The sequence below is a fragment of the Streptomyces sp. NPDC107562 genome, assembly GCF_055657325.1.
Genome location: NZ_JBVKBE010000003.1, coordinates 106,471 through 129,815 on the forward strand (window position 1 = coordinate 106,471; position 23,345 = coordinate 129,815).

19 protein-coding genes and 1 riboswitch are annotated in these 23,345 nt (G+C 72.0%); of the genes, 11 read left to right on the top strand and 8 right to left on the bottom strand.

Annotation, left to right across the window (positions count from 1 at the left end):
* Positions 1-187 precede the first annotated feature (187 nt).
* Positions 188-427, bottom strand: a complete 240-nt coding sequence (locus ACZ7LV_RS10835; RefSeq protein ID WP_365446107.1) for a hypothetical protein — start codon at positions 425-427, stop codon at positions 188-190.
* Positions 428-643: 216 nt separating this feature from the next.
* Positions 644-1,204, bottom strand: coding sequence for a DUF6082 family protein (locus tag ACZ7LV_RS10840; protein WP_471937958.1), 561 nt, complete (start codon positions 1,202-1,204; stop codon positions 644-646).
* 321 nt (positions 1,205-1,525) lie between these two features.
* Here ACZ7LV_RS10840 and ACZ7LV_RS10845 point away from each other — a divergent pair, with 321 nt between their 5' ends.
* On the top strand, positions 1,526-2,644 hold the full coding sequence (locus tag ACZ7LV_RS10845; RefSeq protein WP_471937960.1) for a CobW family GTP-binding protein: 1,119 nt from the start codon (positions 1,526-1,528) through the stop codon (positions 2,642-2,644).
* Here ACZ7LV_RS10845 and ACZ7LV_RS10850 read toward each other — a convergent pair.
* The gene (locus ACZ7LV_RS10850; RefSeq protein WP_471937962.1) at positions 2,641-5,097 is read right to left on the bottom strand and encodes a DNA gyrase/topoisomerase IV subunit A; all 2,457 of its coding nucleotides are present in this window, start codon (positions 5,095-5,097) and stop codon (positions 2,641-2,643) included. The two genes, ACZ7LV_RS10845 and ACZ7LV_RS10850, sit on opposite strands and share 4 nt — an antisense overlap.
* 317 nt (positions 5,098-5,414) lie before the next feature.
* On the opposite strand from ACZ7LV_RS10850, the gene ACZ7LV_RS10855 reads away from it, so the two are divergent.
* The 4 genes from ACZ7LV_RS10855 (at position 5,415) to ACZ7LV_RS10870 (ending at position 10,183) form a co-directional block, all read left to right on the top strand.
* Positions 5,415-6,770, top strand: coding sequence for a M16 family metallopeptidase (locus ACZ7LV_RS10855; protein ID WP_401678535.1), 1,356 nt, complete (start codon positions 5,415-5,417; stop codon positions 6,768-6,770).
* Complete coding sequence (locus tag ACZ7LV_RS10860) at positions 6,767-8,155, top strand: M16 family metallopeptidase (protein WP_471937964.1); 1,389 nt, start codon at positions 6,767-6,769, stop codon at positions 8,153-8,155. Before ACZ7LV_RS10855 ends, ACZ7LV_RS10860 begins: the two co-directional genes overlap by 4 nt.
* 202 nt (positions 8,156-8,357) lie before the next feature.
* Positions 8,358-8,523: riboswitch (cyclic di-AMP (ydaO/yuaA leader) on the top strand.
* A 12-nt stretch (positions 8,524-8,535) separates the two neighbouring features.
* Entirely contained in the window at positions 8,536-9,300 is a 765-nt protein-coding gene (locus ACZ7LV_RS10865) for a M23 family metallopeptidase (protein WP_471937966.1), read from the top strand.
* A 187-nt stretch (positions 9,301-9,487) separates the two neighbouring features.
* Positions 9,488-10,183 (top strand): GntR family transcriptional regulator, encoded by a 696-nt coding sequence (locus ACZ7LV_RS10870; protein ID WP_471937968.1) that lies wholly within the window; start codon positions 9,488-9,490, stop codon positions 10,181-10,183.
* Positions 10,184-10,363: 180 nt separating this feature from the next.
* Here ACZ7LV_RS10870 and ACZ7LV_RS10875 read toward each other — a convergent pair whose 3' ends face one another.
* Positions 10,364-10,645, bottom strand: a complete 282-nt coding sequence (locus ACZ7LV_RS10875) for an HPr family phosphocarrier protein (protein ID WP_055697115.1) — start codon at positions 10,643-10,645, stop codon at positions 10,364-10,366.
* A 178-nt stretch (positions 10,646-10,823) separates the two neighbouring features.
* Between ACZ7LV_RS10875 and ACZ7LV_RS10880 the strand changes: the two genes are divergently transcribed.
* From ACZ7LV_RS10880 to ACZ7LV_RS10895, 4 genes are read left to right on the top strand one after another with little or no spacing between them, the layout of a single operon-like run.
* A complete protein-coding gene (locus ACZ7LV_RS10880; protein WP_471937971.1) occupies positions 10,824-13,769 on the top strand; it encodes a bifunctional acetate--CoA ligase family protein/GNAT family N-acetyltransferase in 2,946 nt (981 codons plus the stop codon).
* 54 nt (positions 13,770-13,823) lie between these two features.
* On the top strand, positions 13,824-14,420 hold the full coding sequence (locus tag ACZ7LV_RS10885) for a DUF5998 family protein (protein WP_471939172.1): 597 nt from the start codon (positions 13,824-13,826) through the stop codon (positions 14,418-14,420).
* On the top strand, positions 14,420-15,610 hold the full coding sequence (locus ACZ7LV_RS10890; RefSeq protein WP_471937973.1) for an alkaline phosphatase family protein: 1,191 nt from the start codon (positions 14,420-14,422) through the stop codon (positions 15,608-15,610). The genes ACZ7LV_RS10885 and ACZ7LV_RS10890 overlap by 1 nt, the downstream gene beginning before the upstream one ends.
* A 41-nt stretch (positions 15,611-15,651) precedes the next feature.
* Positions 15,652-16,299: a thymidine kinase gene (locus tag ACZ7LV_RS10895; RefSeq protein ID WP_471937975.1), complete on the top strand. Its 648-nt coding sequence runs from the start codon at positions 15,652-15,654 to the stop codon at positions 16,297-16,299.
* Here the strand turns inward: ACZ7LV_RS10895 and ACZ7LV_RS10900 are convergent.
* Entirely contained in the window at positions 16,288-17,100 is an 813-nt protein-coding gene (locus tag ACZ7LV_RS10900; protein WP_471937976.1) for a VOC family protein, read from the bottom strand. The genes ACZ7LV_RS10895 and ACZ7LV_RS10900 overlap by 12 nt on opposite strands.
* Positions 17,101-17,396: 296 nt before the next feature.
* Here ACZ7LV_RS10900 and ACZ7LV_RS10905 point away from each other — a divergent pair, with 296 nt between their 5' ends.
* Positions 17,397-18,248: a sulfurtransferase gene (locus ACZ7LV_RS10905; RefSeq protein WP_471937978.1), complete on the top strand. Its 852-nt coding sequence runs from the start codon at positions 17,397-17,399 to the stop codon at positions 18,246-18,248.
* Between the two features lie 103 nt (positions 18,249-18,351).
* Here the strand turns inward: ACZ7LV_RS10905 and sepH are convergent, their stop codons facing one another.
* Positions 18,352-19,392 carry a septation protein SepH gene (gene sepH, locus ACZ7LV_RS10910; RefSeq protein ID WP_471937980.1) on the bottom strand — a complete coding sequence of 347 codons (1,041 nt, stop codon included), beginning with the start codon at positions 19,390-19,392 and terminating at the stop codon, positions 18,352-18,354.
* Between the two features lie 470 nt (positions 19,393-19,862).
* Here sepH and ACZ7LV_RS10915 point away from each other — a divergent pair, with 470 nt between their 5' ends.
* Complete coding sequence (locus ACZ7LV_RS10915; protein WP_471937982.1) at positions 19,863-20,702, top strand: hypothetical protein; 840 nt, start codon at positions 19,863-19,865, stop codon at positions 20,700-20,702.
* Here ACZ7LV_RS10915 and ACZ7LV_RS10920 read toward each other — a convergent pair.
* Both ACZ7LV_RS10920 and ACZ7LV_RS10925 read right to left on the bottom strand, forming a co-directional pair.
* Positions 20,626-21,954 carry a D-arabinono-1,4-lactone oxidase gene (locus ACZ7LV_RS10920; protein ID WP_471937984.1) on the bottom strand — a complete coding sequence of 443 codons (1,329 nt, stop codon included), beginning with the start codon at positions 21,952-21,954 and terminating at the stop codon, positions 20,626-20,628. The two genes, ACZ7LV_RS10915 and ACZ7LV_RS10920, sit on opposite strands and share 77 nt — an antisense overlap.
* Positions 21,914-23,152, bottom strand: a complete 1,239-nt coding sequence (locus tag ACZ7LV_RS10925) for an MFS transporter (RefSeq protein ID WP_471937986.1) — start codon at positions 23,150-23,152, stop codon at positions 21,914-21,916. Before ACZ7LV_RS10925 ends, ACZ7LV_RS10920 begins: the two co-directional genes overlap by 41 nt.
* Positions 23,153-23,345: the final 193 nt, after the last annotated feature.

Sequence of the window (23,345 nt, forward strand, 5' to 3'; positions counted from 1 at the left end):
GTTCTGGTGCCGGACCTGCACGCAGTGGTCCCGGCGGTTACCGGGCTAGGGCTGCGGTGGTGGTGGTTGGTCCGGAGACCGGTCTCTCGACCGCGACTTGAACGCGTTGATCACTGCTGCGATTCCGGCGAGCAGGCCGCCGGCCGCACCTACAAGCGCGGCTATCGTGGCGAGGTCCATAGTTCACTCACACATCAGGAATGTCGCGCTTTGCGCGAATAAGGGTTTCGCGGGTGATGACGACGATGCGCTCGTAATCGGCCCGTGAGGCGTCGGAGGGTAGATCCGGGTCGAGTGAGTCCGTGGCGTCCCTGCCGATGACGGCGAAGTTTCCGTCGGCCAATTCGAAGATGTCAGGGCAATTGCCTCCTCCAGTGCTTCCGCGCTGGCTTGGAGGTACACCGATCCGACGGATGATCTGACTCACTGTTTGTTCCCTTTGGTCCACGACTGAAGAGGGGTGCACGACGGCAGCTGGTGCGAAGGCGCCTTGTGGGTGCACTCGTCGTCCGGCAGCGTGAGCGACGCTTGTGGGGTCACTCGGCACGGTCAGGCGAGAGTCAACCCCAGTGGCGACTGGGACAACTGACGTATTCACCCGTTCGTTATGGCCCGAGGGTGTGATTTCTGCGCGAGCGTGTTCCTACTCGGGCGGCGGCTCGCCCACCACCCACCATTCCTCGGTGTCCGCCTCCTCCAACTGCCGAAGAAGGTCGTCCACCATGCGTCCCAACTCGGCCTCGTCCGAGTCCTCCGGAAGGGTGGCGCGCTGGCCGCGCGTCGCGATCCAGTACTCCCGGACGACCGGGTTCTGCAGCAGGCCGCGCATCCGTCCGAAGACCTCCTCACGGCTGAGGTTGCCGATGCGGTAGTAGAAGAGGAGGTTCGTGTAAAGGGCATTGGCGAAGAGGTACTGCCTGCGCTCCAGCGGTGACGCCGGTGCCTCGAAGATGTCCAGCACCTCTGCCAGTTCAGGACTGTCGATCGCCTTGCTGAGCAGCTCCCAGTGCAGATGCTGCTGGTTCGCGAGGTTCGCGTGCCGGTGCGAATGGGCCACCTGTGCTTCCAGGCGGTCGAGTCGCGCTCGCATGGCGTGTGCCGTGCGGCGTTCCGCGGCCAGCGCGGCGAGGGCTCCTGTCAGCAGACCCAGGCCCGCTGCCGCAGCGGTGCCCAGCCCCCGTGTCCTTATTTTCCGTGTGGCCATGTCAACCCCCGATTCAGGCAGCCGCCCGCCGGTCGTCGGGGTGCGGGTCGACGGGTGGGGACCGGCGAGCGGTGGGCGGCGCTTGCCGTCTCCCAGGGTGCCGAGCGGCTCTGATCGGCGGGGAGGCGGAGAGGAGGCGCACGGAAGGAAGCGAGGGTCGCACAAACCGGCGCCATGCCCAACGTCTGCCCCGCCCGCGCTGCTAACAATCGTTCACTACGCGGAGATTCTGCGTGCTCGTATCCTGGCCCGGCATGCAAGTTCCGTAAGGTGCGCCCGGGTGTGAACCGGTGTGCGCGTAGGCGTGAGAGAGGTCGCACGGTGGGTCCGAGCCCCGGTTCCCGGCAGATCCCGGTCGTCGTACTCGCCGGATTCCTGGGTTCCGGCAAGACGACCTTGCTCAACCATCTCCTGCACCGCAGCAGAGGCAGCCGCATCGGCGCCCTCGTCAACGACTTCGGGTCCATCGAGATCGACGCCATGGCGGTGGCCGGCGCCCTCGGGGACTCCACCGTCTCCCTCGGCAACGGCTGCCTGTGCTGTGCCGTCGACGCCGGTGAGCTGGACGTCTACCTCGAACGGCTGGCACACCCGGGCGCCGGGATCGACGTCGTGGTCATCGAGGCCAGCGGGCTCGCCGAGCCCCAGGAACTGGTGCGGATGGTGCTGGCCAGCGAGCATCCGGGCATCGTCTACGGCGGGCTCGTGGAGGTCGTCGACGCCGCCGAGTTCGACGACACGCGCGCGAAGCACCCCGAGATCGACCGGCACCTCGCGCTCGCCGACCTCGTCGTCGTCAACAAGACAGACCGGGCGCCGGACTCCGCGCGGGTCCTCGCCCTCGTCCGTTCCCTCGCCGACCGTGCGGCCGTCGTCCCGGCGACCTACGGCCGTGTCGACCCCGAGTTCCTCTTCGACTGCCGGCCCTCGCGGGAGCGCGTCGGGCAGCTGTCCTTCGACGACCTGCGCGAGCACCACGGCGCGGGCGCGGGCGAGGAGCACGAGCACGCCGGGCATCTGCACGCCGCCTACGACAGCCTCTCCTTCGTCTCCGAGACGCCCCTGGACCCGCGCCGGTTGATGACGTTCCTCGACAGCCGGCCCGAGGGGCTCTACCGGATCAAGGGGTACGTCGACTTCGGCCCGCACGATGCGCGCAACCGGTACGCCGTGCACGCCGTCGGACGGTTCCTGCGCTTCTACCCGGAGCCGTGGGAAGCCGACGCCGAACGCCTCACCCAGCTCGTCCTCATCGGCTCCGGCATCGACGCCCCCGCCCTCGACAAGGAACTCTCGGCGTGCGCCGACGACGCCCCGCACGCCGATGAGCACGGCATGTGGGGCGTCCTGCGCTACGTACCGGACGCACGGGATGCGCACCCCCGTGATGCGGACCCTCGGGATCCGTACCCCACGCATCCCGAGGAGCCCCCGCTCTAGACCGGCCCCGCCACCGCCCCGACCGGCTTCGCCAGGGACACGCCCGAGCCGTCGCGGCGGGGGTCGATCTCGGGCAGCTCGGTGGGCGAGCCGTTCTTCTGAGCGGCGAGGGCCGGCGTGGCGCCCGCCCAGGCGAAGGACAGGCAGTCCTCGCCCTTCAGGAACCGCTGGCAGCGCACGCCGCCGGTCGCCCGGCCCTTGCGCGGGTACTGGTCGAACGGGGTCAGCTTGGCCGTCGTGTGCACGGAGTCGTCCAGCGTGCCGCGCGAACCCGCGACGGTGAAGACCACCGCGTCCACCGCCGGGTCCACGGCCGTGAAGGAGATGACCTTGGCGCCCTCGGTGAGCTTGATGCCCGTCATGCCGCCCGCCGGGCGTCCCTGCGGGCGCACCTGCGAGGCCTGGTAGCGCAGGAGCTGCGCGTCGTCGGTGACGAAGACCAGGTCCTCCTCTCCCGTGCGCAGCTCGACCGCTCCGATGATCCGGTCGCCCTCCTTGAGGGTGATGACCTCCAGCTCCTCCTTGTTGGCGGGGTAGTCCGGCACCACCCGCTTGACGACGCCCTGCTCCGTCCCGAGCGCGAGTCCCGGGGAGGACTCGTCGAGCGTGGTCAGGCAGACCACCGTCTCGTCGCCCTCCAGGGAGACGAACTCGGCGAGCGGCGCACCGCCGGAGACGTTCGGCGCCGCCGCCGTCTCCGGGAGCTGGGGAAGGTCGACCACGTTGATCCGCAGCAGCCGGCCCGCCGAGGTCACCGCGGCCACCTCGCCCCTGGCCGTGGCCGGGACCGCCGAGACGATCACGTCGTGCTTGGCGCGCTTGGCCGCGGCGGCCTCGGGGAACGGCTCGGCGTCGGCCGTACGGGCCAGCAGCCCCGTCGAGGACAGCAGGATGCGGCACGGGTCGTCGGCGACCTGGAGCGGAACCGCGGCCACCGCCGTGGCGGTCGAGTCCAGCAGGACCGTACGCCGGTCGGTGCCGAACTTCTTGGAGACGGCGGCCAGTTCGGTGGAGACCAGTTTGCGCAGCTCGGCGTCCGACTCGAGGATCCGGGTCAGCTCCTCGATCTCCGTGGTCAGCCGGTCCTTCTCGGCGTCCAGCTCGATGCGGTCGTACTTGGTCAGCCGGCGCAGCGGCGTGTCCAGGATGTACTGCGTCTGGATGTCGCTCAGCCCGAAGCGCTCGATCAGGCGTTCCTTGGCCTGCGCGGAGTTGTCGCTGGAGCGGATGAGGCGGATCACCTCGTCGATGTCCACCAGCGCCGTGAGCAGGCCCTCGACCAGGTGCAGGCGGTCGCGCCGCTTGCCGCGGCGGAACTCCGAGCGGCGGCGCACGACCTCGAAGCGGTGGTCGAGGTAGACCTCCAGGAGTTCCTTGAGGCCGAGCGTGAGGGGCTGGCCGTCGACCAGCGCGACGTTGTTGATGCCGAAGGACTCCTCCATCGGCGTGAGCTTGTAGAGCTGCTCCAGGACCGCCTCCGGCACGAAGCCGTTCTTGATCTCGATGACCAGGCGCAGTCCGTGCTCGCGGTCGGTGAGGTCCTTGACGTCGGCGATGCCCTGCAGCTTCTTGGAACCGACCAGGTCCTTGATCTTCGCGATCACCTTCTCCGGGCCGACCGCGAAGGGCAGCTCGGTGACGACCAGGCCCTTGCGGCGTGCCGTCACGTCCTCCACGGCGACCGTGGCGCGGATCTTGAACGTGCCGCGGCCCGTCTCGTAGGCGTCGCGGATCCCGGTGAGGCCGACGATCCGGCCGCCGGTGGGCAGGTCGGGGCCCGGGACGTGCCGCATCAGGGCGTCGAGATCGGCGTTCGGATGCCTGATCAGGTGGCGGGCAGCCGCGATCACCTCGCGCAGGTTGTGCGGCGGCATGTTCGTGGCCATGCCGACCGCGATGCCGGAGGCGCCGTTGACCAGCAGGTTCGGGAAGGCGGCGGGCAGGGCCACCGGCTCCTGCTCCTGGCCGTCGTAGTTCGGCGCGAAGTCGACGGTGTCCTCTTCGATGGACTCCGTCATCAGGCTCGTGGCCTCGGCCATCCGGCACTCGGTGTACCGCATGGCGGCGGGCGGGTCGTCGTTGCCCAGCGAGCCGAAGTTGCCGTGGCCGTCCACCAGGGGCACCCGCATGGAGAACGGCTGCGCCATGCGCACCAGGGCGTCGTAGATCGACGCGTCGCCGTGGGGGTGCAGCTTGCCCATGACCTCGCCGACCACGCGGGCGCACTTCACGTACCCGCGGTCGGGGCGCACGCCCATCTCGTTCATCTGGTAGACGATGCGGCGGTGCACGGGCTTGAGACCGTCACGGGCGTCCGGCAGGGCCCGGGAGTAGATGACCGAGTACGCGTACTCGAGGAAGGAGCCCTGCATTTCGTCCACGACGTCGATGTCGAGGATCCGCTCCTCGTACGAGTCGTCGGGCGGCGGGGTCTTCGTGCTGCGGCGGGCCATCGCTGCCGGCTCCTCCTGTTTTCGGTCGTTCGCCCACGGGGCGCTCAGGTCCCTGCGGCTCACTCCAGCTGAGCGTGAACCACATCTGACGCGGACCATTGTGGACCGCGCCACTGACAGCGCGGACGCTGGACCCGACGTCGGCCACCCGGCCCCGCGCTGACCCGCAGGCTACGCCCTCGCGCCGGGCATCCGGATTCTCGCTGTGGGCGTACGCGCTCCGGGAACTTCACACCAGGTCCGCGCGCTTGCATACAGTGGCAGGACTGGCAGGATTTCCGCGGTTTCCCGACCGCACCGCGATCGAAGGGACGTACATGCCCATGGGTCACACGGCCACAGCCGAGGCAGGCTCCGGCGGGCTGACAGCGACAGAGCACCGCCTGGACAACGGCCTGCGTGTGGTGCTCTCCGAGGACCACCTGACCCCGGTCGCGGCGGTGTGCCTGTGGTACGACGTCGGCTCGCGCCACGAGGTCAAGGGGCGTACCGGCCTGGCTCACCTCTTCGAGCACCTGATGTTCCAGGGGTCCGCCCAGGTCAAGGGGAACGGTCACTTCGAGCTGGTGCAGGGTGCCGGTGGCTCCCTGAACGGCACGACCAGCTTCGAGCGCACCAACTACTTCGAGACCATGCCCACCCACCAGCTGGAGCTCGCCCTCTGGCTGGAGGCGGACCGCATGGGCTCGCTGCTCACCGCCCTGGACGACGAGTCCATGGAGAATCAGCGGGACGTCGTCAAGAACGAGCGCCGCCAGCGCTACGACAACGTCCCCTACGGGACCGCCTTCGAGCGGCTCACCGCCCTCGCCTACCCGGAGGGCCACCCGTACCACCACACGCCGATCGGCTCGATGGCCGACCTGGACGCGGCGACCCTGGAGGACGCGCGCCAGTTCTTCCGTACGTACTACGCGCCGAACAACGCGGTGCTGTCGGTGGTCGGCGACATCGATCCCGAGCGGACGCTCGAATGGATCAAGAAGTACTTCGGTTCCATCGCCGGCCACGACGGCAAGCCCGCCCCGCGTGACGGCTCGCTGCCCGAGGTCATGGGCAAGGAGTCGCGCGAGGTCATCGAGGAGGAGGTTCCGGCGCGTGCCCTGATGGGCGCCTACCGGCTCCCGCACGACGGCACGCGCGCGTGCGACGCGGCCGATGTCGCGCTCACCATCCTCGGCGGCGGCGAGTCGTCCCGCCTGTACAACCGGCTCGTCCGGCGCGACCGCACGGCGGTGGCGGCCGGGTTCGGCCTGCTGCGGCTGGCCGGAGCGCCGTCCCTGGGGTGGCTGGACGTGAAGACGTCCGGCGACGTCGAGGTGCCGGTCATCGAGGCCGCGATCGACGAGGAGCTCGCCCGGTTCGCCGAGGAGGGCCCGACGGCCGAGGAAATGGAGCGCGCGCAGGCGCTGTTGGAGCGCGAATGGCTGGACCGGCTGGGCACGGTAGCCAGCCGCGCCGACGAACTCTGCCGCTACGCCGTGCTGTTCGGTGACCCGAAGCTCGCCTTCACCGCCGTGCAGCGGGTCCTGGAGGTGACGGCCGAGGAGGTCAGGGAGGTCGCCAAGGCCCGCCTGCGGCCCGACAACCGCGCGGTGCTCGTCTACGAGCCCACGGCTGCGGCAGACGCCGAGACCGACGCAGACGACGACACCGAGGAGGCGGCGAAGTGACCGAGCTCGCCACGATGGACTTCCACCCGCAGCCGCAGGCGGGCGAGGCCCGCCCCTGGGCGTTCCCGGCTCCCACGCGCGGGACGCTCGACAACGGCCTCACGGTGCTGCGCTGCGATCGCCCCGGCCAGCAGGTCGTGGCCGTGGAGGTGCTGCTGGACGCGCCCCTGGAGGCCGAGCCGGCCGGACTCGACGGCGTCGCCACGATCATGGCGCGGGCCTTCTCCGAGGGCACCGACAAGCACTCCGCCGAGGAGTTCGCCGCCGAACTGGAGCGCTGCGGCGCCACCCTGGACTCGCACGCCGACCACCCCGGCGTCCGGCTGAGCCTGGAGGTGCCGGTCTCCCGCCTGCCCAAGGCGCTCGGGCTGCTGGCCGACGCGCTCCGGGCGCCCGCCTTCGCCGACAGCGAGGTCGAGCGGCTGGTCCGCAACCGCCTCGACGAGATCCCGCACGAGCTGGCCAACCCCGCCCGGCGGGCCGCCAAGGAGCTCTCCAAGGAGCTGTTCCCGACCGCCTCGCGCATGTCCCGCCCGCGTCAGGGCACCGAGGAGACGGTCGCGAAGATCGACTCCGCGGCCGTACGCGCCTTCTACGAGCGGCACGTCCGCCCCGCCACCGCCACCGCCGTGGTCGTCGGCGACCTCACGGACATCGACGTCGAGGTGCTGCTCGGCGAGACCCTGGGCGCCTGGGCCGGCTCCCAGGCGCAACCGCGTCCGGTGCCGCCGGTGACGGCGGACGACACGGGCCGCGTGGTGATCGTGGACCGTCCCGGCGCCGTCCAGACCCAGCTGCTCATCGGCCGCGTCGGCCCCGACCGGCACGACCGCGTGTGGGCGGCCCAGGTGCTCGGCACGTACTGCCTGGGCGGCACCCTCACCTCGCGTCTGGACCGCGTCCTGCGCGAGGAGAAGGGCTACACCTACGGGGTGCGCTCGTTCGGTCAGGTGCTGCGCTCCGCGCCCGACGGCAGCGGTGCCGCGATGCTCGCCATCAGCGGTTCCGTGGACACCCCGAACACCGGTCCCGCGCTGGAGGACCTCTGGACGGTGCTGCGCACGCTCGCCGCGGAGGGGCTCACGGACGCCGAGCGGGACGTCGCCGTGCAGAACCTCGTCGGGGTGGCGCCGCTCAAGTACGAGACCGCCGCGGCCGTCGCGGGGACGCTGGCCGACCAGGTCGAGCAGCACCTCCCCGACGACTACCAGGCGACGCTGTACCAGCAGCTGGCCGCGACCGGCACCGTCGAGGCCACCGCGGCCGTCGTCAGCGCCTTCCCGGCGGACCGTCTGGTGACGATCCTCGTGGGTGACGCGGCGCAGATCAAGGAGCCCGTGGAGGCCCTCGGCATCGGCGAAGTCACGGTCGTGTCGGCCGAGTAGAGGCCTGCGCACGGCACGCGCGTGCAGGGGCCCTGGTGACGGATGCGTCACCAGGGCCCCTTTATGTCCCAATTGAGGGAGAGGTCGCCTGTCTGGCCTGTGGGATGCGCTACAAACGCCCGGTTGGGTTTGGGGATTGAAAGATGTCCCGCTTAGCGTCATCCGGGCTGTCCGTCAGGCAGTGCGCCGCACCCGCGGCACCGGACAGCCATCGCCGAGTCCCCGTACGGCGCGAGCCAGGGGAGCCGGGGACCCAACCATGAAGTCCCTGGGGTGAATCGGACTCCCGCGCACGGCGAGGGAGTCCGTAGGAGACCTTCCTGCTCCGAACCCGTCAGCTAACCCGGTAGGCGAGAGGGAAGGAAAGGACCAGCCACTACATGGCGTTCACGCGCGCCACCGGGAAGCACCGTCGTCCCAGCCGGATGAAGCGCACCACCGCCCGCGCGGCGGGGGTCGCGGCCCTCACCACCACCGGTGTCATCGGCACCCTGGCCGCTCCCGCGCTCGCCGCCGAGCCCGCGGCCGAGCAGACCGGCCTGCTCCCGGTCATCACCATCGGCGACTCGGTCGCCGAACAGATAGACGCCCAGGCCGTCGCCCAGCAGCAGGCGGCCGCGGAGGCCGAGGCCGAGAAGAAGGCCGAGGCCGCCGCCAAGAAGCGCGCGGAGGAGCGGGCCGAGGAGGCCCGCGAGGCCAAGGAGCGCGCCGCCCGCGAGGCGGAGCGCAAGCGCCTCACCACCTATGTGTCGCCGATCAGCGGCTCCTACGTCTCCACCGGCTACCGGTCCGGCGGCGCCCTGTGGTCGTCCGGCAGCCACACCGGTGTCGACTTCCACGCGGCGAGCGGCACGCCCGTGCACGCGGTCGGGTCCGGCACCGTCGTCGAGGCCGGCTGGGGCGGGGCGTACGGCAATCAAGTGGTGATCAAGATGAACGACGGCACGTACACCCAGTACGGGCACCTGTCGTCCTTCTCGGTCTCGGTGGGCCAGACGGTCACGCCGGGGCAGCAGATCGCCCTGTCCGGCGCCACCGGCAACGTCACCGGAGCGCACCTCCACTTCGAGGCCCGGACGACGGCGGAGTACGGCACGGACATCGACCCGGTCGCCTACCTCCGCTCGCACGGCGTCGGCGTCTGACGGCGGATCGCCCGTTTCCCGTGGCCCCGGCTCCGTGAGCCGGGGCTTTCGGTGTTTCGCACGCCTGTATGTCCAAAAAATATGCATGGATTCCGGCCCGCCATCGGAAATTCCGGCTCATTGCAATAGAGTCGCGGAACACACGTCAGTCGTCGGCGTTTCACGGGGATTAAGGCGGAGGTCGGTCATGCGTGTTCCGGCGCATTCGGTGTGCACGGCCATCCGGGACGACATCGTCGCGGGTGTCTACGAGCGTGGCGGCCGGCTCACCGAGGAACTCCTCGCGCGCCGCTACGGGGTCTCGCGCGTCCCCGTCCGCGAGGCCCTGCGCACGCTGGAGGCCGAGGGCTTCGTGGTGACCCGGCGGCACGCGGGCGCGTGCGTGGCGGAGCCCACCGAGCAGGAGGCCGCCGACCTGCTGGAGATGCGCCTGCTGCTGGAGCCGCTCGGTGCCGCGCGGGCCGCGCAGCGGCGTACCGAGGCCCATCTGAAGGTGCTGCGCGGCCTGGTCCGGCTGGGCCAGGAGCGGGCGAGGCGGGGCAGCAGCGAGGATCTGCGCTCCCTGGGCGGCTGGTTCCACGAGACGCTCGCCCAGGCCTCCGGCAGCCCCGCGCTGATCGCGATGCTGACCCAGCTGCGGCACAAGATCGCCTGGATGTACTCCGTGGAGGCGCCGCTCAGCCACGTGGAGTCCTGGTCGGAGCACGGCGCGATCGTGGACGCGGTGGCGCGCGGCGACGGTGAAAGGGCGCGCGCGGTCACGGCGCTGCACGCCGAGCGCGCGACCGGCGCGCACCGGCTCCGATTTCCCGGCGTCGGAGACCGCGCGGACCGTGTGAGGACTTCGCAACATGCCGTCAACATGTCGGGCCTGCGGCATTAACACGAGCGCCGTATACAAAGAAACGACTTTCGGCGGCGGAGCAATTTCCGCTGCCCTTTTCGGCATGCCCTGAATTCGGGCGCGTCGTGGTGCGGAAAACCGACCGGGTGTGCCGGAGAACGGCAAAGCCGCGCCGCCCGGAAAGAGGCGACGCGGCTTCGGAAATGCCGTCGGGGGGGCTCAGACGGTCTCGGGAAGTTCCTCGAGGCCCTCCGCGACCAGCTTGGCCAGACGGTCGAGCGCGGCGTCCGCGCCCTCGGCGTCGGAGGCCAGGACGACCTCCTCGCCACCCTGGGCGCCCAGACCCAGGACGGCCAGCATGGAGGCCGCGTTGACGGGGTTGCCGTCCGCCTTGGCGATCGTCACCGGGACGCCTGCGGCCGTGGCGGCTCGGACGAAGATGGAGGCGGGGCGGGCGTGGAGACCCTCGGCCCAGCCGACGTTGACGCGGCGCTCAGCCATGTGATGCTGCCCTTCAGGTGTTCAGGGTTGTCTAGACCAGTTTCCCACATCGTGGAGCATGCCCCGACGGGCCCGGTGTCCCGCCCCGGGCGGCGCCGGAACGCGGCCTCGCTCCGGCTCGTGTCCCTCCACAGACTGCCTCGCGCCGTTGTCGTACGCGAGCCGTACTCTGGGCCCCATGCAGAGCCCGTCGGACCGGCACGAGTACCCCGCCCACTGGGAGGCCGACGTGGTGCTGCGCGACGGCGGCACCGCACGCATCCGGCCCATCACCGTCGACGACGCCGAGCGCCTGGTCAGCTTCTACGAGCAGGTCTCGGACGAGTCGAAGTACTACCGCTTCTTCGCGCCCTACCCGCGGCTGTCCGCGAAGGACGTCCACCGCTTCACGCACCACGACTTCGTGGACAGGGTGGGACTCGCGGCGACCATCGGCGGCGAGTTCATCGCCACCGTGCGCTACGACCGCATCGGCGCCGACGGGATGGCCGCGTCCGCGCCCGCCGACGAGGCCGAGGTCGCCTTCCTGGTGCAGGACGCCCACCAGGGGCGCGGCGTCGCCTCCACCCTGCTGGAGCACATCGGCGCCGTCGCCCGCGAGCGCGGCATCCGTCGCTTCGCCGCCGAGGTGCTGCCCGCCAACAACAAGATGATCAAGGTGTTCACGGACGCCGGGTACACCCAGAAGCGCAGCTTCGAGGACGGCGTCGTACGGCTGGAGTTCGACCTCGAACCCACCGACCGCTCGCTCGCGGTGCAGCGCGCGCGGGAGCAGCGCGCCGAGGGGCGGTCGGTACGGCGGCTGCTGACGCCCGGTTCGATCGCCGTCGTCGGCGCCGGGCGCACGCCCGGGGGAGTGGGCCGCAGCGTGCTCGGCAACCTCCGGGAGGCCGGGTTCACCGGCCGCCTGTACGCCGTGAACAGGGCGCTGCCCGACGGGTGGAAGGAACTCGACGGGGTGCCCGCCCACAGGTCGGTGCGCGACATCGAGGAGACCGTCGACCTCGCGGTGGTGGCGGTGCCGGCGGAGCATGTCCCGGACGTGGTCGCGGAGTGCGGGGAGCACGGCGTGCAGGGGCTCGTCGTGATTTCCGCCGGGTACGCCGAGAGCGGGCCCGACGGGCGCGAGCGCCAGCGTGAACTCGTGCGGCAGGCACGCGCGTACGGCATGCGGATCATCGGCCCGAACACCTTCGGGATCATCAACACCTCCCCGGCGGTGCGGCTCAACGCCTCGCTGGCCCCTGAGATGCCGCGGCCCGGGCGGATCGGGCTGTTCGCACAGTCCGGGGCGATCGGCATCGCCCTGCTGTCCCGGCTGCACCGGCGCGGTGGCGGGGTCACCGGGGACACGGGCGTGTCGACCTTCCTGTCCTCCGGCAACCGTGCGGACGTGTCCGGCAACGACGCCCTCCAGTACTGGTACGACGATCCGGACACCGACGTCGTCCTCATGTACCTGGAGTCCATCGGCAACCCGCGCAAGTTCACCCGGCTCGCGCGGCGGACCGCGGCGGCGAAACCGCTGGTCGTGGTCCAGGGCGCGCGGCACGGGGGCGCGGCGCCACAGGGACACGCGGTACGGGCCACGCGCCTGCCGCACGCCACGGTGTCCGCGCTGTTGCGGCAGGCCGGGGTGATCCGGGTGGACACGATCACCGAACTGGTGGACGCCGGGCTGCTGCTCGCGCGCCAGCCGCTGCCGGCGGGGCCACGCGTGGCGATCCTCGGGAACTCCGAGTCGCTGGGGCTGCTGACGTACGACGCCTGCCTGGCCGAGGGGCTGCGACCGCAGGCGCCGCGCGACCTCACGACCGCGGCCTCGCCCGAGGACTTCCGGGCGGGGCTGGCGCGGGCGCTCGCCGACGAGACGTGCGACGCCGTCGTGGTGACCGCGATACCGATGGTGGGGGAAGGCAGGGCAGGGGACGCGGCGCTGGCCGAGGCCCTGCGGTCGGGCGCGGCGGCGGTGCCCTCCAAGCCGGTGCTGGTGGTCCACGTGGAGCTGGGCGGTCTCGCGGACGCGCTGTCGGCGGCGGCGAGCACGGCACCGCAGGCGGGACCGACGAGCGAGGACACCGGCGCCGGCACGAGCAGGCCGGACGCCCTGGAGGAAGGCCCAGCCCGGTCACGGACACCGTGGCCCCCGCGCACGGGCACGCCTCCGAAGCCCCCGGAGTCCCCGAGGCCCCCGGAGCGACGAACGGCGCCGGCCCCCGACGGCCAGGAGGCCGCGGCCCCCTCCCCCCTCCCCGTCGATTCCCATCTCATCCCCGCCTACCCCGCCGCCGAGCGGGCCGTCCGCGCCCTCGCCCAGGCCGTCCAGTACGGGCAGTGGCGACGGGAGGCGGCCGACCCCGGCAAGGTGCCGGAGTACGACGACATCGACGAGAAGGGGGCGGCGGAGCTGATCGGAGGGCTGCTCGCGCGCGGGCAGGGCCTCACGCTCGGCATGGAAGAGACCTGCGAGCTGCTGCGCCGGTACGGCATCCATGTGCACCGCGCCCGGCCCGCCCCGACCCCCGACGACGCCGCCGAGGCCGCCCGCGCCCTCGGCTACCCCGTCGCGCTCAAGGCCACCGCCCCGCACCTGCGCCACCGTGCCGACCTCGGCGGTGTCCGGCTCGACCTCGCGGACGAGGAGCAACTGCGGCGGGCGTACACCGAGTTGAAGGAGCTGTTCGGGAAGCCGGAGGAGCTGCGGCCGGTCGTGCAGCGGATGGCGCCACGCGGAGTGGACACCGTCGTACGGGCCGTGATCGACCCGGCCGCCGGAGCCGTGCTCTCCTTCGGGCTCGCCGGTGCCGCCTCCCAGCTGCTCGGCGACACCGCGCACCGGCTGGTCCCGGTCACCGACCGTGAGGCGACCTCGCTGATCCGCTCGATCCGGACCGCCCCGCTCCTCTTCGGCTGGCGCGGCTCCACCCCCGTCGACACCCCCGCCCTCGAACAGCTGCTCCTACGGGTGTCCCGCCTGGTCGACGACCACCCGGAGGTGGTGGCGGTCACCCTCGAACCGGTCGTCGTCGCCCCCCACGGCCTCAGCGTCCTCAGCGCCTCGGTCCGCCTGGCCCCACCCCCCGTCCGCGACGACCTGGGCCCACGCACCCTGCCCACCTACTGAGCCCGGGGCCCGCACCACCCGAGCGGTGCCTCGCAGTCAGTGGGCCCCCGTAGGATGGACGGCATGGCCAAGACCAGTACGACGACCCAGGGGCTGCGTGCGGCGATCGAGCGCAGCGGCTACTACCCGGCCCTCGTGGCCGAGGCGGTGGAGGCCGCCGTGGGCGGCGAGCCCATCCGGTCGTACCTGGTCCACCAGGAGACGACGTTCGACCAGAACGAGGTGCGCCGGCACGTCACCGTGCTCGTCCTGACCGACCACCGCTTCGTCGTCAGCCACACCGACGAGCAGGCCGCCGACAGCACCTCGCCGACGCCCTACGCCACGACGTCCACGGAGTCGGTCAAGCTCGACCGGATCTCCTCCGTCGTGGTCAGCCGCGTCGTCGCGAACCCGGAGTCGTACACCCCGGGCACCCTCCCGCGCGAGGTGGTGCTCACCATCGGCTGGGGCGCCGTCTCCCGCATCGACCTGGAGCCCGCCGCCTGCGGCGACCCCAACTGCGAGGCCGATCACGGCTACACGGGCAGTTCGACGGCGGACGACCTCAGCCTGCGCGTCAGTGAGGCCGGGGACGGCCCCGAGACGGTCCGCCAGGCCCTCGTCTTCGCGCAGGCCGTCTCCGAGGCGACCGCGGACCCCACACGCTGATGGCACAGCCCGCCGCCTGGGACCACCCCGAGCCCCTCGCCGTCGACTCCGCCCCGCGCCCCGAGTACGGCACGGGCTCGCTCGCCGACCTGCTGCCCACCCTGGCCGCCGGCATGGGCGTACCCGACATGACCGCGGCGATCACCGAGCTCACCCCCGTCGACCGGGCCTGCGTGTTCCTGATCGACGGGCTCGGCTGGGAGCAGGTGAAGGCGCACCCGCTGGAGGCGCCGTTCCTGACCTCGCTCCTTCCCTCCTCGCGCGGCGGCACGGGCCGCCCCCTCACCGCCGGCTACCCGGCGACGACCGCGACCTCGCTGGCCTCGGTCGGCACCGGACTGCCGCCCGGCGCGCACGGCCTGCCCGGGTACACCGTGCGCAACCCGGACACCGGCGAGCTGATGAACCAGCTGCGCTGGCACCCCTGGACACCGCCGGCCGCCTGGCAGCCCTACCCCACCGTCTTCGAGCTCGCGGACCGCGCCGGGGTGCACGCCGCGCAGGTCTCGTCGCCCGCCTTCCAGAACACCCCGCTGACCAAGGTCGCGCTCAGCGGCGGAACGTTCCACGGGCGGCTGACCGGCGAGGAGCGCATGGACCTCGCCGCCGAGCAACTCGCCGCCGGCGACCGCAGCCTGGTCTACACGTACTACGCCGAACTCGACGGAGCAGGCCACCGCTACGGTGTCGCCTCGGACACCTGGGTCGGCCAGCTCATGTACGTCGACCGCCTCGTCCAGCGCCTGGCGGAGCAACTGCCCCCGCGCAGCGCGCTCTACGTCACCGCCGACCACGGCATGGTCGACGTGCCCTTCGACGAGCGGCACCGCATCGACTTCGACGAGGACTGGGAGCTGAGCGCGGGCGTCGCCCTGCTCGGCGGCGAGGGCCGCGCCCGCCATGTCTACGCGGTCCCGGGCGCCGCCGACGACGTGCTGACCTGCTGGCGCGAGGTGCTCGGCGAGCAGTTCTGGGTGGCCTCACGGGACGAGGCGATCGCGGCCGGGTGGTTCGGGCCGCACATCGACGAGCGGGTGTACGCACGCATCGGCGACGTGATCGCGGCCGCGCGCGACGACGTCCTGCTCATCGCCTCCCAGCGGGAGCCCAAGGAGTCCCTGATGGTGGGCAACCACGGCTCGATGACCCCCGCCGAGCAGCTGGTGCCGCTGCTCGAAGTGCGTTCCTGACCCCCACCGCCGACCTCTCCCCGAAAGGTGCTCAACTTCCCATGCCCGAGCTGGTGTTCTTCTCCGGAACGATGGACTGCGGGAAGTCGACGCTGGCTCTCCAGATCGAGCACAACCGTTCCGCGCGGGGGTTGCAGGGCGTGATCCTCACCCGCGACGACCGCGCCGGCGAGGGCAAGCTGTCCTCCCGGCTCGGCCTGGTCACGGACGCGGTCGAGGTCGCCGACGGCATGGACCTGTACGCGTACCTCGTCGACCAGCTCTCGCAGGGAGGTCGCGCGGACTACGTCATCGCGGACGAGGCACAGTTCCTGGCGCCGGAGCAGATCGACCAACTCGCCCGCGTGGTCGACGACCTGGGCCTGGACGTCTACGCCTTCGGGATCACGACCGACTTCCGCACCAAGCTCTTCCCCGGCTCGCAGCGACTGGTGGAGCTGGCCGACCGGGTCGAGGTGCTCCAGGTCGAGGCGCTGTGCTGGTGCGGGGCGCGCGCCACGCACAATGCCCGCACGGTCGGCGGCCAGATGGTCGTCGAGGGCGCCCAGGTGGTCGTCGGCGACGTCAACCAGGCGGACACCGTCGGCTACGAGGTGCTGTGCCGCCGGCACCACCGGCGCCGTATGACGGCGGCCTCGGCGCACGCGGCGGCGCTGTCGCCCGACGTGCTGCCGGTGTCACCCGTCTGAGGGCCGGCTCTGGATCAGCGCGAAGCGCGCGCCCTCGGGATCGGCCACCGTGGCCACGCGCCCGTGGGCGCTCTCACGCGCCGGTCCAAGGACGTGCCCGCCCAGTCCGGCGACATGGTGCAGCGCCTCGTCCGTGTCGTCGACCTCGAAGTACGTCAGCCAGTGCGGGCCCCGGTCACGGGGCACCGACATGCCCAGTCCGTGCACGCCGGCGACCGGGCGCCCGTCGAGGTGCAGGGTGAGGTAGTCGACGTCGGCGGAGACCACAGGCTCCCGCACATGGCCGAAGACGCTGCCGTAGAACTTGGCGACCCGCTCGGACTCGAACGTCAGCAACTCGTGCCAGGCCGGCGTCCCCGGCAACCCCGCGATGCCGATGCCCTGATGGGCCGCCGCCTGCCAGACACCGAAGACGGCGCCCGAGGGGTCCGCGCAGATGGCGAGCCGCCCGGCGTCCTCCGCGTCGAGGGGGCCCACGCCGACCGTGCCACCGCACAGGCGAATCGTCTCAGCGGTCCGGTCGACGTCGTCGGAGGCCAGGTACGGGGTCCAGGCGACCGGGAGATGCCGGTCCGGCGGCAGTCTGCCGATGCCCGCCACCTCACGGCCGTCGAGCAGCGCCCGCACATAGGGGCCGAGCTGCTGGGGGCCGGGCCGGAACTCCCAGCCGAACAGGATGCCGTAGAACTCCTCGGTCGCCGCCAGGTCGTGCACCATCAGGCTCACCCAGCAGGGTGTTCCGGGCGTGTACCGCGCGTGCGCCCCGCCCGCGCGGTCGGCCGGCCCCCGTGCCTCGGTCATCGTCACTCTCCCCTCGGCCCCTCGCGGTGGCCGTGTCGCTTCCGCCCTCGGACCCCCGTGCCCGATGCTCGCACCGCCCTCGTCGTCCCGCTCTCGGGGCGCGCCGCCGCATTCCGCTGCCCGCCCGGCAGTTGCCCGGTCCGCGGTTGCTTGTTCGGTTCCGTCGGATTGCTTCGGATGCCGCTCTGCTCTACGGGTTGTGCCCGATCCCGTACGCCTGGTGATCGAGCGTGCCCGGCCGAGCAGAGTAGCCCGAGCTGGACGATGCGGCCACCCTGTGCGCAAGACTGGTGACCATGAACGCCATCATCACCGCATCCGAACTCGCCGACGACCTGGCGGGTGGCCACCCGCCCGTCCTGCTCGACGTCCGCTGGCAGCTCAGCGTGGCCAAGGCGGCCGGTGAGCCGTCGTTCGACGGTCGCGCCGAGTACGCCGCCGGGCACATTCCGGGCGCCGTCTACGTGGACCTCGACCGTGAGCTGGCCTCCGCGGCCGGCGCGCACGGGCGTCATCCGCTGCCGGACCTCGCGGAGTTCGGTGCCGCGATGCGCCGTGCGGGTGTGTCCGCCGGTCGCCGGGTCGTCGTGTACGACGGCGGCCAGGGTTGGGCCGCGGCCCGCGCCTGGTGGCTGTTGCGCTGGACGGGTCACCCGGACGTGCGAGTCCTCGACGGGGGGTTGCCGGCGTGGGAGGGAGCGCTCTCCCGGGAGGAGCCGGTGCCGGCGGAGGGCGACTTCCGTCCCGAGCCCGGGGCGCGGGGGCACCTCGACGCCGACGGGGCGGCGGCATTGGCCCGTTCGGGTGTACTGCTCGACGCGCGGGCGGCGGAGCGGTACCGGGGCGACGTGGAGCCGATCGACCGGGTGGGCGGGCACATCCCCGGCGCGGTGTCGGCGCCGACGAACGAGAACGTGGGTGCGGACGGCCGCTTCCTGCCCGCCGGGGAACTCCGGACGCGCTTCGAGGCGCTGGGGGCGCACGACGAGGAGCAGGTCGGCGTGTACTGCGGCTCCGGTGTCTCCGGAGCGCATGAGGTGCTGGCGCTGGCCGTGGCGGGGATCCCGGCCGCGCTGTACGTGGGCTCGTGGTCGGAGTGGTCGTCGGACCCGTCGCGACCGGTGGCGGTCGGTCCGGATCCCCAGTGACCCGGGCCCTGGCGGGGCGCGCCGCTCTCCCGCGCGGGCAGAGGGCCCGCCCCTGAGCGATCAGGGGCGGGCCCTCGTGGCGATGGCGGCCGTGCCGCCGGTACTACTCCTGCTTCTTGCGTCGCGTCCCGAACACGATCTCGTCCCAGCTCGGGACCGCCGCTCTGCGCCCCGGGCGGACGCCGTCCGCCTCCGCCTGCCGGTCGGTGGCACCGACCAGGCGGTCGCGGTGGCTGCCGACGGAGCGCGGCATGAGGACGTCCGCGTAGGCGGAACCGGCCGAGGCCGCGGGCGCCGGGGGCTCCTCCGCCTCGGGTTCGGCGGCGGGCTCCTCCACCGGATCGGGCGCGGGACGCTCCGGGACCACCAGGTCGCCCCGGAAGCTCGGCACCGCCTCCAGGAGGCTGGTCAGCGAGTCCCGCTCGGCCACGCCCTCCTCGACCGGATCGACCGCGGGCGGCGGCAGGCTCGGCCGCTCCCGTTCCCGCTCCAGAGGGCGGTCCACCGTCCGCTCGCGCGGCAGCCGTGCGATGCGCGGCACGAAGGGAAAGCTGGGCTCGGGCGTGCCGAGGTCGTCGGCCTCGCCGATCAGCGAACGAGCCTCGTCGTCGACGGCCTGGACGAGCCGCCGGGGCGGGTCGTACGTCCAGCTCGCCGAGTGCGGCTCGCCCGCCACGACATAGACCAGCAGCACTTCCCAGGTGCCGTCGTCGCGGCGCCAGGAGTCCCACTGCACGGTGTCCTTCTCGGCGCCGCGCAGCACCAGCCGCTCCTGCACGGCCTCGCCGAGCAGGGGGCCGGAGTTCTCGCCGGGGCGGCGGACCGGAGTCTTACGGGCCCGCTCGGCCATGAACGCGCGCTCGGCCAGCACGGGGCCCTCGAAGCGACGTACGCGATCGACGGGGATGCCCGCCATCTGGGCGACCTCTTCCGCGCTCGCGCCCGCACGTATCCGCGCCTGGATGTCTCGGGGGCGGAGATGGCTCTCCACCTCGATCTCGATCTGGCCGAGGCGGGGACGGTCGCCGCGCACGGCGGCACGGAGCCGTTCATCGATCGGAAGCGTGTACTCCGTGCTGTCCGCAGCCTTCAGCACCAGCCGTGTGCCGTCATTGGAGACGGCCACGACACGCAGTTCGGGCATGGGGACCTCCCGGGTGGTGCCTGCCGACGTCACGTGCGTCGCTGCTTCCGCTAGTCGAGTGTGGCCTGCCCGGGTGCAGCCTGCCACAACCTTGCCGAGTTGCCCGGCGTGTCGGGCACAGGGCCCCCGACGCCGTTATGGCACGGTTACCTATTCGCAACGCTAAGTGACCAACTCCGTCACCCTGTGCAACTTGCCCCCTCCCGGCGGTCCACCGAGGTCGCGGACGCCCAGGCGGGAGACCGGACCCAGGGCTCGCAACAGTACTCCATTTGGACCACGTGCGTGGATTGGCGCGCCGCTCAACTTCTCCCAGGGGACGGTACTTGGCCGCCGCTGGTGGATTTTCCTGATCATGTACGTGGCGTACTTCACGGAATCCCCCGATACGGAACTACCGCTTTCGGCCGTACGTCCCCCTCTCGTACCCCCAGTCGATCAAGTACGGGAAAGGCAGGCAAGGCACCGGAATGCGTGAAAGGCCCGAAGTCGTCCAGGAGTCGAGCACCGGCGAGGAGGGGGGACGACGGCGGATCGACCTGAGCGTGCCCCAGGTGGCGGGCAGCGCCGTGGCCGCCGTGGTGGCCGCCAAACTCGCCTCGTACTTCGGGGTGTACGGCACCATCCTCGGTGCCGGACTCGTCAGCGTCGTCGCCACCTGCGGCGGTTCGCTGTTCCAGCACTTCTTCACCCGAACCGGCGAGCAGCTCCGTGACACCAGGGCGCCGGCCCCCACGGCGGAGCAAGCCCCGCGTGCGCCGGGCGAGTTCTCCGCGGGCACGGTCCACCGCGCGCGGGTCAGAGGCCCCAAGCGCCCCCTGCTGGCGGCCGCCCTGGTCTTCGGCGTCACGATGGCGGGCATCACCACGTTCGAACTGGCCTCCGGCAGCAGCTTCAGCGGCAAGGGCGACACGACGGTCGGCGACGCCCTCTCCCGCCACGGCGGGTCGTCCCCGGACTCCGGGGACCCCGAGGCCCCCGCGGGGACCGGCGGTTCCGGCGACTCCGACTCCGACTCCGACTCCGGTTCCGGCGGGGTCGGTTCGACACCGGCGCCGTCCGCGACCCCCGGCACCCCGGAGGGCGCCACTCCGTCCGACGGCGCCTCCTCGGGCGGCGACGACGGCGGTACGGCGGGGGACGCGACGGCCGAGCCCGGCCCGGGCGTGAGCGAAGAAGGCGAACAGGGAACCGGCGAGGAGCCGGCGGCGACCTCCACGCCCAGCGCGCCCGCTACGGACCCAGCACCCTCCGCAAGTAGTCGTTCTGGAAGCGGCGATCCGGATCCAGCCGGTCCCGCAGCGCCGTGAACTCCCCGAAGCGCGGATAGACCCCGGCGAAGTACTCCGCGTCCCTCGTGTGCACCTTGCCCCAGTGCGGCCGCCCCTCGTACGCGGTGAAGATCCGCTCGGCGGCCGTGAAGTACGCCTGGTGGGGGGTGCCCTGGAACATGTGGACGGCGATGTACGCGGTGTCCCGGCCCGACGCCGTGGACAGCGTGATGTCGTCGGCCGGGGCGGTGCGCACCTCGACGGGGAAGCTCACCCGCAGCCGGGACCGGTCGACCGTCGCCTTCAGCTCGCGCAGCGCCTCCACGACCGCCTCGCGCGGGAGGGCGTACTCCATCTCCACGAACCGCACCCGGCGCGGGGAGGTGAAGACCTTGTACGGGATGTCCGTGTAGGTGCGGGCGGAGAGGGCCTTGCTGGAGATCCGGGCGATCGCCGGGATGCTCGCGGGCGCGGCGCGGCCGACCCAGTTGGCCATCTGGAAGACGCCGTTGGAGAGGAACTCGTCCTCGAACCAGCCCTTGACCGGCCCCACCGGGCGCTCCGGCCCGGCGCTGCGGTTGTTGCGCTTGGTGTTGGTGTTTCCGGTGTGCGGGAACCAGTAGAACTCGAAGTGTTCGTTCTCCGCCCAGAGTTCGTCGAACGAGCTGGTGACCCGGTCGAAGGTCATCGGCTCCTCGCGCGCGGTGAGCAGGAAGAGCGGCTCGACGGCGAAGGTGATCGCGGTGACGATGCCGAGGGCGCCGAGGCCGATCCGGGCGGCCGCGAAGAGGGCCCGCTCCTCCTCGGTCCCCGTGTCGGAGCAGGTGAGCACCGAGCCGTCGGCGGTGACCATCTCCAGGCCCCGGATCTGGGCGGCGATGGAGGCGGAGTCGCGGCCGGTGCCGTGCGTGCCGGTACTGGTGGCCCCGGAGACCGTCTGCTCCATGATGTCGCCCATGTTCGTCAGCGACAGCCCCTCCCGCGCGAGGGCCAGGTTGAGCCTCTTGAGCGGAGTGCCGGCCTCGACCGTGACGGTGCCTGCCTCCCGGTCGATGTCGCGAATACCGGTCAACAGTTGAGGGCGGATCAACACACCGTCCGTCGCCGCTATGGACGTGAAGGAGTGCCCGCTGCCGACGGCCTTGACCGGGAGGCCTTCCTCGGCCGCCCGCCGTACCGCCTCGGTCAGCTCCTCCACGGAGGCGGGCGTGACCGCCCGTGCCGGGCGGGCGGCGACAGTGCCGCCCCAGTTACGCCACGTGCCGTTCTTCCCGTTCGCTGTGCTGCTCAACGGAGCCTCCCCGACCCGGAGCCGGCCGCTTGAGCCGGCGGTACCCGAGGAAACCGACCGCGACCGCGACGGCTCCGGACACCGCCGGAACCCCGTACCCGGCGCGCGCACCGGCGGCGTCGATCACCCAGCCGGCCACGGAGGAGCCGAGCGCGACCCCCACCGCGAGCCCGGTGCTCACCCAGGACATGCCCTCGGTCAGTTGCGCGCGTGGTACGTGCTCCTCGATCAGGGACATCGTCGTGATCATCGTGGGAGCGATGGACAGGCCCGCGACGAAGAGCGCCACGGCCAGAAACGGCAAGTTTCCGACCAGTAGGAGGGGGATCATACTCACGCCCATCGCACACACACCCAGCAGCCACCGAGGTTCGGGCGCTCCCTTGAAGTGCACGAGCCCGAAAACGGCACCCGCCACGCAGGAGCCCAGCGCGTAGACGGCGAGGACCACGCTGGCCGCCGCCTTGTGGCCCTGCTCGTCGGCGAAGGCCACCGTGACCACGTCCACGGCACCGAAGATCGCGCCGGTGGCCACGAAGGTGCTCACCAGGACCTGGAGGCCGGGGGAGCGCAGTGCGGAGCCACCACCGCGCCGCTCGCGCGGGTGCGGGGCGGGCTCCGTGGCCCGTTGCGCGGTCAGCCAGAACACGCCGGCCGCCAGGAAGCCGGCCGCCAGCAGCGGGCCCGCCTCCGGGAACCACGCGGTGGACAGGCCGATCGAGATGATCGGCCCGAAGATGAAGCAGATCTCGTCCACCACGGACTCGAAGGAGTACGCGGTGTGCAGCTGCGGCGTGCCCCGGTACAGCGCCGCCCAGCGGGCCCTGATCATCGCGCCGACGCTGGGCACGCACCCGATGCCCACGCAGGACACGAACAGCACCCAGTCCGGCCACCCGTAGTGCGCGGCGAGCAGCAGCACGGCCGCCGCGCACAGCGCCAGCAGGGTCGCCGGACGCAGCACCCGCCGCTGTCCGTACTGGTCGACCAGACGCGAGACCTGGGGGCCCGCCACCGCCGCCGACAGCGCGATGGTGGCCGACAGGGCGCCCGCCAGCCCGTACCGCCCGGTGAGCTGGGAGATCATCGTGACCACGCCGATGCCCATCATCGACAGCGGCATCCGGCCGAGGAACCCCGCGGCGGAGAAGCCCTTGGAGCCGGGGGCGGCGAACAGGGCGCGGTAGGGGCTGGGCACTGGGTCTCCGGGCGGTTCGGAAGAGGCGGCGAGGGATCGGAACCGCCGCATGCGCGCGCGGCACGGCTCGTACCGGTGGGTAAGGCGCGAAGTCGGCGCATACAGCTTACGAGTGCGGTGACCCCGATGCACCCACGGGTATGGCTCCGTGCGCGTGCGGCACCGCCGTTGCGGCACTGTCGGCGCCGGGTGG

Excerpts from the sequence above, each read along its gene's own strand:
- ACZ7LV_RS10840 (WP_471937958.1), bottom strand. The coding sequence starts at position 1,204 with ATGGCCACACGGAAAATAAGGACACGGGGGCTGGGCACCGCTGCGGCA.
- ACZ7LV_RS10850 (WP_471937962.1), bottom strand. The coding sequence starts at position 5,097 with ATGGCCCGCCGCAGCACGAAGACCCCGCCGCCCGACGACTCGTACGAG.
- ACZ7LV_RS10855 (WP_401678535.1), top strand. The coding sequence starts at position 5,415 with ATGCCCATGGGTCACACGGCCACAGCCGAGGCAGGCTCCGGCGGGCTG.
- ACZ7LV_RS10865 (WP_471937966.1), top strand. The coding sequence starts at position 8,536 with ATGGCGTTCACGCGCGCCACCGGGAAGCACCGTCGTCCCAGCCGGATG.
- ACZ7LV_RS10870 (WP_471937968.1), top strand. The coding sequence starts at position 9,488 with ATGCGTGTTCCGGCGCATTCGGTGTGCACGGCCATCCGGGACGACATC.
- ACZ7LV_RS10875 (WP_055697115.1), bottom strand. The coding sequence starts at position 10,645 with ATGGCTGAGCGCCGCGTCAACGTCGGCTGGGCCGAGGGTCTCCACGCC.
- ACZ7LV_RS10880 (WP_471937971.1), top strand. The coding sequence starts at position 10,824 with ATGCAGAGCCCGTCGGACCGGCACGAGTACCCCGCCCACTGGGAGGCC.
- ACZ7LV_RS10885 (WP_471939172.1), top strand. The coding sequence starts at position 13,824 with ATGGACGGCATGGCCAAGACCAGTACGACGACCCAGGGGCTGCGTGCG.
- ACZ7LV_RS10890 (WP_471937973.1), top strand. The coding sequence starts at position 14,420 with ATGGCACAGCCCGCCGCCTGGGACCACCCCGAGCCCCTCGCCGTCGAC.
- ACZ7LV_RS10895 (WP_471937975.1), top strand. The coding sequence starts at position 15,652 with ATGCCCGAGCTGGTGTTCTTCTCCGGAACGATGGACTGCGGGAAGTCG.
- ACZ7LV_RS10900 (WP_471937976.1), bottom strand. The coding sequence starts at position 17,100 with ATGACCGAGGCACGGGGGCCGGCCGACCGCGCGGGCGGGGCGCACGCG.
- ACZ7LV_RS10905 (WP_471937978.1), top strand. The coding sequence starts at position 17,397 with ATGAACGCCATCATCACCGCATCCGAACTCGCCGACGACCTGGCGGGT.
- sepH (WP_471937980.1), bottom strand. The coding sequence starts at position 19,392 with ATGCCCGAACTGCGTGTCGTGGCCGTCTCCAATGACGGCACACGGCTG.
- ACZ7LV_RS10915 (WP_471937982.1), top strand. The coding sequence starts at position 19,863 with ATGCGTGAAAGGCCCGAAGTCGTCCAGGAGTCGAGCACCGGCGAGGAG.